Origin of the sequence: Burkholderia sp. ABCPW 14 (assembly GCF_001523835.1) — a bacterium.
GTDB lineage: Bacteria > Pseudomonadota > Gammaproteobacteria > Burkholderiales > Burkholderiaceae > Burkholderia > Burkholderia mayonis.
Genome location: NZ_LOVS01000046.1, coordinates 26,451 through 32,460, shown reverse-complemented (window position 1 = coordinate 32,460; position 6,010 = coordinate 26,451). Strand labels below are relative to the sequence as shown.

The following is a 6,010-nucleotide window of genomic DNA, read 5'->3' as shown; positions in this document are numbered from 1 at the left end:
CGACCCGCCGTTCTGAACGGTACCGCCGTCGCAACACGTCAAAGGGGCCCGAGGGCCCCTGCGTACTTGAGAAAATTACTCAGCATTGCGCCGCCGTTTAAGCGCGGTTTTACGCCGCCATCAACAAACGGCAGCGCGGCTACGCAATTCTTGTATGACGGCGCTAATGCGGTGCAGGAGACGCAAGGCAACAGCATCAACGCGATACTTACTGGCCTTGCGATCGACGAGCGCTTCGCGCGAAACGATGTAACGGGAAGGACGTACTTCCTGACGGACATGCTCAATAGCACGATTGCGCTGGCTGATCCGTCGGGCGCCGTCAAACAAAGGTACAGCTATGACCCGTATGGCAATGTGACACCGAGCGACACGACCACAGGGTTCACGAATCCGTACCAGTTCACAGGGCGCGAAGCCGACGCCCCTGGCCTCTACTATTACCGCGCCCGTTACTACAGCCCCTTGATGATGGGATTCATCAGCGAGGACCCGATCACGTTCGGTGGCGGGCAATTGAGCTTCTATGCCTATGTGGGTGGAAATCCGTTGAGTTACGTGGACCCCTTTGGCCTTGACACCCAATTTGGTTTCTCATTTTCAGGATCGCTTTTCGCTCTAGTCGGAGGTGCCAGCGGAAGCTTTACCATAGGCATTACTACTGACGGAACGCTCTGCGGGACGCACCTCTTTACCTCAGAGCAGGCAAATGGAATGGCCGGTCTTGGGTTGTATGCTGGGGTTGGTATGTCGCCACTTATTGGGCATACCAACGGCCCATTGCAACCAGGGCCATCTGGATTGTCTGGTTACATAGAGGGCGATATCGGGGCCGGCGAAGCTGCATCAGGTAGTGCGAATTTTGATTTGGGCGGAAACGTAAGTGGCTCAGGAGGATATCCTGCTGGGCCTGGTAAGTTCCTTCCAGGTGCAGGTATGGGGCTTATGGTGGGGATTGGCGTTTCGAAGTCTTGGACACAGGTCTATTAATATGGCGATAAGAGCAAATACAAGGGCGGCTATCGGGTGCTTGATAGATCCGTCATGCTTGAAATTGAAATCATTGCATCCTAACTTTAAAAAATAAGAAGGATTAAATATGAAGATCGTGATAATTTTGATATTTTTTGCTGGCCTTTCGATGCTGATCTTCTCAGGGGTGTGGGGTGAATCCTCGCCACGCATGCTCTATTTTGGCTTTCTTGTAGTCCTTGCAGCTTACTTGCTGCTTCTTATTTTTTTATATGGAAAAAAAGTTAATGTTTACGCGAGAGGTGGTGTTATTAAGTTTTCTGAAAAGCCGTGGGGCTATAGGTTTTATTTCTTTTTATTGTTCCTTTTTTGGCTCGTGCCTAGCATTGGCCTGGTGGAAAAACTTACTAGGTGAAGCGCACCGTCGAAAGCGCCGGTGGCCGTGCGGCGACCGAAGCGCGGCAAATGACACGGCTCAATACCGTCTTGGGCAACGTTGAGCCTTCGCTCGATGGCACCTATCACGCTTTCGGTTTTCTCAAGTTTGCCCATCGCTGTCTCGCGGAAGCCGCTTGGCGATTCAATCGACGCTTCGACTTGAAGATGCTTGTGTCACGCTTATTGGTGGCTGCTGCACGCTCCAAACCTTGGTCCGACGCGTGTTTGCGGTATGCGCCGGTCGATGCAACGAGTTGAACTTTGGAACGAATCAGGATCGCACATGTCCGCAGTCGCTTACCTTAAACGACAGGTCAACAAGTCCGTGCTGTTGAAGCGTACGTATCACTGGTTACGCTGGAAGTGGCACGTGTTATGCGACACCTGGGGGGCGCTCGTCTGGACAAGGACGAGAGAGTCGGTCACGCCGTTCGGCTTCAAACTCACTGCGGGCCTGCATCCTGCATATGATCGAATGCGCAGCGGCACGTTCGAGCCCGAGGAGACTGCGTTGATTTCGTCCCTCTTGCCACATGTCGACTGGTTCATCGACGTTGGGGCGAATCTTGGTTACTACACTTGCCTCGCGTTGCAGAGAGGGTGCAATGTCATAGCGATTGAGCCGCAGCCTCGCAACCTTCGCAGCTTGTACCAAAATCTGCTCAGCAACAGCTGGGTGCGGAAGGCGGAAGTTTTTCCAGTAGCGCTTGCTGCCGAGCCTGGTCTGCTCACGCTTTATGGCGCCTCAGGTCCGTCGGCATCTCTTCTTCAGAATTGGGCAGGCTATTCCTCAAGGCACAGGCAGATAGTTGCGGTTTCAACGCTCGATCACCTACTCGCTGGACGTTTTCACGGAGAGCGCCTGCTCGTGAAAATCGACGTGGAAGGTGCAGAACTTGGCGTGCTGCTGGGAGGGCAGGCCACACTTTGCCGCGAACAACGACCGATCTGGCTGCTTGAGGTGTGCCTGCACGAGTTCCATCCTGATGGATTTAACCCGGATTTCGTGAAGGTCTTCGAGCAGTTTTGGGACAATGGCTATGAGGCTTGGACTGCGGAAGTGCATCCACAACCTGTCAGTCGAGAACGCTTGGAGAGATGGTGGACAACGCGTCGAACGGACTCGGGAACGTTCAATTACGTTTTCGCGGTGCCTGGCCTAATCACAGGACTTACCGCGCTTTAGTCGGATTGTAACGCGCCAACGTTGCGATCTTACGCAACTGCTAGTGAACCGCGGAAACCTCCGTGCGACGGAAATCGTGCGTGTGGCCCCGAGGTCAAATCGAGACGATATGGCGTTCCTTTCGAGGCGAGAGGAAGGAGGACAGGCGTCTTTCGCGAAGTAGGAAGCCGGACTTGATAAAGAACCGCCAATGCGATTGCCGGTACGATCCTAAAAACCGATGGTAGCCCCAATTGATGCGCCGATCCTCGCACCATCGCCGACTCCTTGCGAAAGGTGTGCGTTGAGGAGAACCTGTTTCGAGACCCAGTAGTTGGCGCCCACGGCCAATGCCGTGGCTCCGCCATAAGTACCCGCAGCAGCGGCGAGCTGAAACTTCCCTTCGGCTCTTGCATTCGGAATCAATGACGTCGCAGCCATCGCTGCCGCTCCCAAAGCATCCAGGCGCCGATCGAAGACGCTGAACTGCCGATCGGTATAGGCATTCGCTTGGTCGAGTACCCGCTGATTGTTCGTCCAGACCTGACCGACCGTCGCTGCATCATTTGCTGCTACGCCGGGCGCGAGCCCCGTCAACGTACGCGCGCCGTCGGCACCGCTGATGTCGACGTGCGTCGCGGCATCGCTCTTGCCGACGGTGATCGTCGTGCCGTCCGTTTGCACGAGCCCTGCGTGACCCGCGACTACGTTGTTGACGGTGGTATTGGCGGTGGTCGCCGTCGCCATCGCACTGTTGGCAACGCCCTGCGTTTGGCTGACCGCCTGATTGGTCGCATAGAGCTGGCTGCCGTTGACGGTGTCGGTGCTGGTCGCCGTCAGGGCACCGGCCGCGACGTTGTGAAGACTTGCGGGTGTTCCACCGGCGTTGAACGTGACGCTGTCATGCGAGGGGGTATCGTACTGCACGGCGTTGGCGTCCCCGGCGCGGATGGCGGACGTCAATTGCCCGACCGTCGCCGCGTCTGTGGAAGCCATGCCAGGCGCGACGTTATGCAGCACATTGCCGCCGATGTTCACGGCGGCACCGGAGGTGAGCGTGAGGCCCGACGTCGTCACGGACGCGAACGTCGGCGTCGTGCTGGTGGCAACTATGATCTGCGAGCCGTTCTGCGTAAGGGCCACATTCGTGCCGGCCGTCACTGTCACGGTTCCGCTGGCTGCGATGTTTTGAGCAGCGCTGCCGCTAACTTGACCACTGCCGGTAGCGGACGTTGCCAACGTCCATCCGCCGCTTGCGGCTTGCGTGGCGGCATAGAGTTGCGCGCCAGTCACGGCATCGGTGCTGGTGGCTGATACCGAGCCGGGGGAGAGACCCGTGAGCTGACGGGGGCCGGCCGTCCCCGCGATATTCACGGTTGTGCCGCCGGTCTGAGCGCCGAGCTTCAGTGTTCCATTGCCAGGTGCGCCTCCCACCTGCTGCAGGAGACCGATGGTGCCGCCGACGATGCTGGTCGTGAGATCGGCGAGCTGCGTGCGATTGGTGGTGATCGCGGTATCCGTTGCCGCGAAAGCATCGTTGACGGTGGTGTACGGCGTGCCCTGGATCAGGAACGACGTGCCCGTGATCTGGCCGTTGGCCGCGTTGTAGATCGCCGATCCACCCAACGCGCTCGCCATGGATAGGCCGAGGTTATCGACGCCTCCCGCCACGGCGTACAACTGGCTCCCGTTGATTGCATCGGTGCTGGTGGCGCTGATGACGCCCGGCGCGACGTTCTGGATCTGCCGCTGAAAGATGATGACGCCACTGGCGGCGCCGACTGAGACGACACCCGTCGATGTTCCGGCAGCGGTGATGCCGAACAAGGTCGTTGTGCCAGTATCTGGTGCCGTCGTGATGGCATTCGCACCGAGCGCCACGTCGTAGGGGTTTATCGCTTGGGCGAGATGCCCCAGGGCCGTGGAGGCATTGGCCGTCGCAAAGGCGTCAATCGCCACGGCGCCGTTGCCCTGGGCTGACCCGTTGCCGACGGTGACGGCCGTGTCACCGATCGCATACGCACTGCCACCGATCGCCACGGCCGCGGTGCCCTGCGCAAACGCCGTGCCGATGGCCACCGCGCCCGCACCCGCGCCGGCCGGCGACGAGTTGGCAATGGCACCGCTGCCGAGCGCGACATCGTTGTTGTACGTCGCGACGGCATTGGCGCCGATCGCCGTGGCGCCGCTGTTGCTGGCGGTGGCGCCATAACCAAACGCTGTCGCGTCGCCGTTCTGTGGATTCGTGCCATGGGCCACCGCACCGCTGCCGCACGCCGTATCCGTCGCGTAGGTGGCGGAGGCACCGCGGGGCGCGCCACTCGTATCGGTGCACGCGAATTGCGCGAACGCAGGGTGGGCGAGCGGCAGGAGCGCGAGGCTGAGGGCGAGGACCCTGTGTCGGTGGGAAAGCCTCGGCAGACGTGTGCGGCTATGAGCGACGCACGGCGAACGGTGGGCGTGAACCATCATGGCATGGACTCCGGGATCGGGCAGACGAACATCACCGCGTCGCGTGCGCGGACGCGTCACGCGGCGGTGGAAGATGCTTCCCAGTACGCCGAAAAAACACCGCCGTTGCGGCGAGAAAACCGCAGGTCGTCACCACCGGCTTTTCTACAAGGCCACGTGGTGGGTCGGGTCGCCGAGAAATCATGTCGATGTGGCGACGCTATGAGCCTCTCGTTCGCGGATAACGCTGCGCGTCGGGAGATAGTCAAAGAGGCGCCCCGTGAGGGGCGCTTGATGAGTTAAAGCAAGCCAGCGTTGGCAAAGGAAAAGGGCTCGCCCTGACCGATGATGAGATGGTCAAGCAAACGGATATCCACCCGTCGGAGCAGGGCAGTCAGTTCGGTGGTTAGCGTGCGGTCTGCGTCGCTCGGCGTTGTGTTGCCTGACGGATGATTATGGGCCGCGATAAGAGCGGCGGTTTGAAGAAGCAAGGCCCGCTGCAAGATGACGCGGGGCATGACTGGCGCCCCATCGATGGTGCCGAAGAACAGCGGCTCCACGGCGATCACGCGATGGCGAGTGTCCAGAAAGACCACGGTAAACACTTCGCGGTCTTCCCGTGTCATGGTGAGCCGCAGGTAGTCGACGACCGCTTGTGGCGTGGTGAGCGCCGGTCCGCGCCGAAACAGACGCCGCTCCAACACCGCGATGGCATCGTGGATGAGTTGTTGTTCCGCGGACGTCAAATTGGATAACGTCAGCGACGGACGATCGGCAAGTGCGGGGAAAGCAAACATGAAAAACCTCCTGAACAAAATTGACGCAGGAGGCCTCGCCGTACGGGAGAGGATTTCTCCCGCAGGATGGGACAACCAAGCTCCAATCGGAGCGACGAAGACCGTGCATCGCTCGTTGACCAACGAGTGCCCGCCAGGACGATGCGAACGGGCAGGTGCGGTCACACGGCGTCAGCCATGCGTAGCC

6 protein-coding genes are annotated in these 6,010 nt (G+C 59.4%); 4 read left to right on the top strand and 2 right to left on the bottom strand.

Translation table 11 applies throughout. The features are described 5' to 3' along the window. From WS62_RS37930 to WS62_RS32730, 4 genes are all read left to right on the top strand, one after another. A partial coding sequence (locus tag WS62_RS37930) for an RHS repeat-associated core domain-containing protein (RefSeq protein WP_231748208.1) occupies window positions 1-990 on the top strand: 990 nt, incomplete at its 5' end. Between the two features lie 109 nt (window positions 991-1,099). After that, window positions 1,100-1,387 carry a hypothetical protein gene (locus WS62_RS06020; protein WP_066568958.1) on the top strand — a complete coding sequence of 96 codons (288 nt, stop codon included), beginning with the start codon at window positions 1,100-1,102 and terminating at the stop codon, window positions 1,385-1,387. Beyond that, window positions 1,384-1,668, top strand: coding sequence for a hypothetical protein (locus WS62_RS36015; RefSeq protein ID WP_156440882.1), 285 nt, complete (start codon window positions 1,384-1,386; stop codon window positions 1,666-1,668). The genes WS62_RS06020 and WS62_RS36015 overlap by 4 nt, the downstream gene beginning before the upstream one ends. A 25-nt stretch (window positions 1,669-1,693) precedes the next feature. Then, window positions 1,694-2,596: an FkbM family methyltransferase gene (locus WS62_RS32730; protein WP_197422770.1), complete on the top strand. Its 903-nt coding sequence runs from the start codon at window positions 1,694-1,696 to the stop codon at window positions 2,594-2,596. 210 nt (window positions 2,597-2,806) lie between these two features. On the opposite strand, the gene WS62_RS06010 is transcribed toward WS62_RS32730, so the two are convergent. Then, on the bottom strand, window positions 2,807-5,047 hold the full coding sequence (locus tag WS62_RS06010; protein ID WP_066568954.1) for a beta strand repeat-containing protein: 2,241 nt from the start codon (window positions 5,045-5,047) through the stop codon (window positions 2,807-2,809). Between the two features lie 278 nt (window positions 5,048-5,325). Then, on the bottom strand, window positions 5,326-5,823 hold the full coding sequence (locus tag WS62_RS06005) for a JAB domain-containing protein (RefSeq protein WP_066568951.1): 498 nt from the start codon (window positions 5,821-5,823) through the stop codon (window positions 5,326-5,328). Window positions 5,824-6,010: the final 187 nt, after the last annotated feature.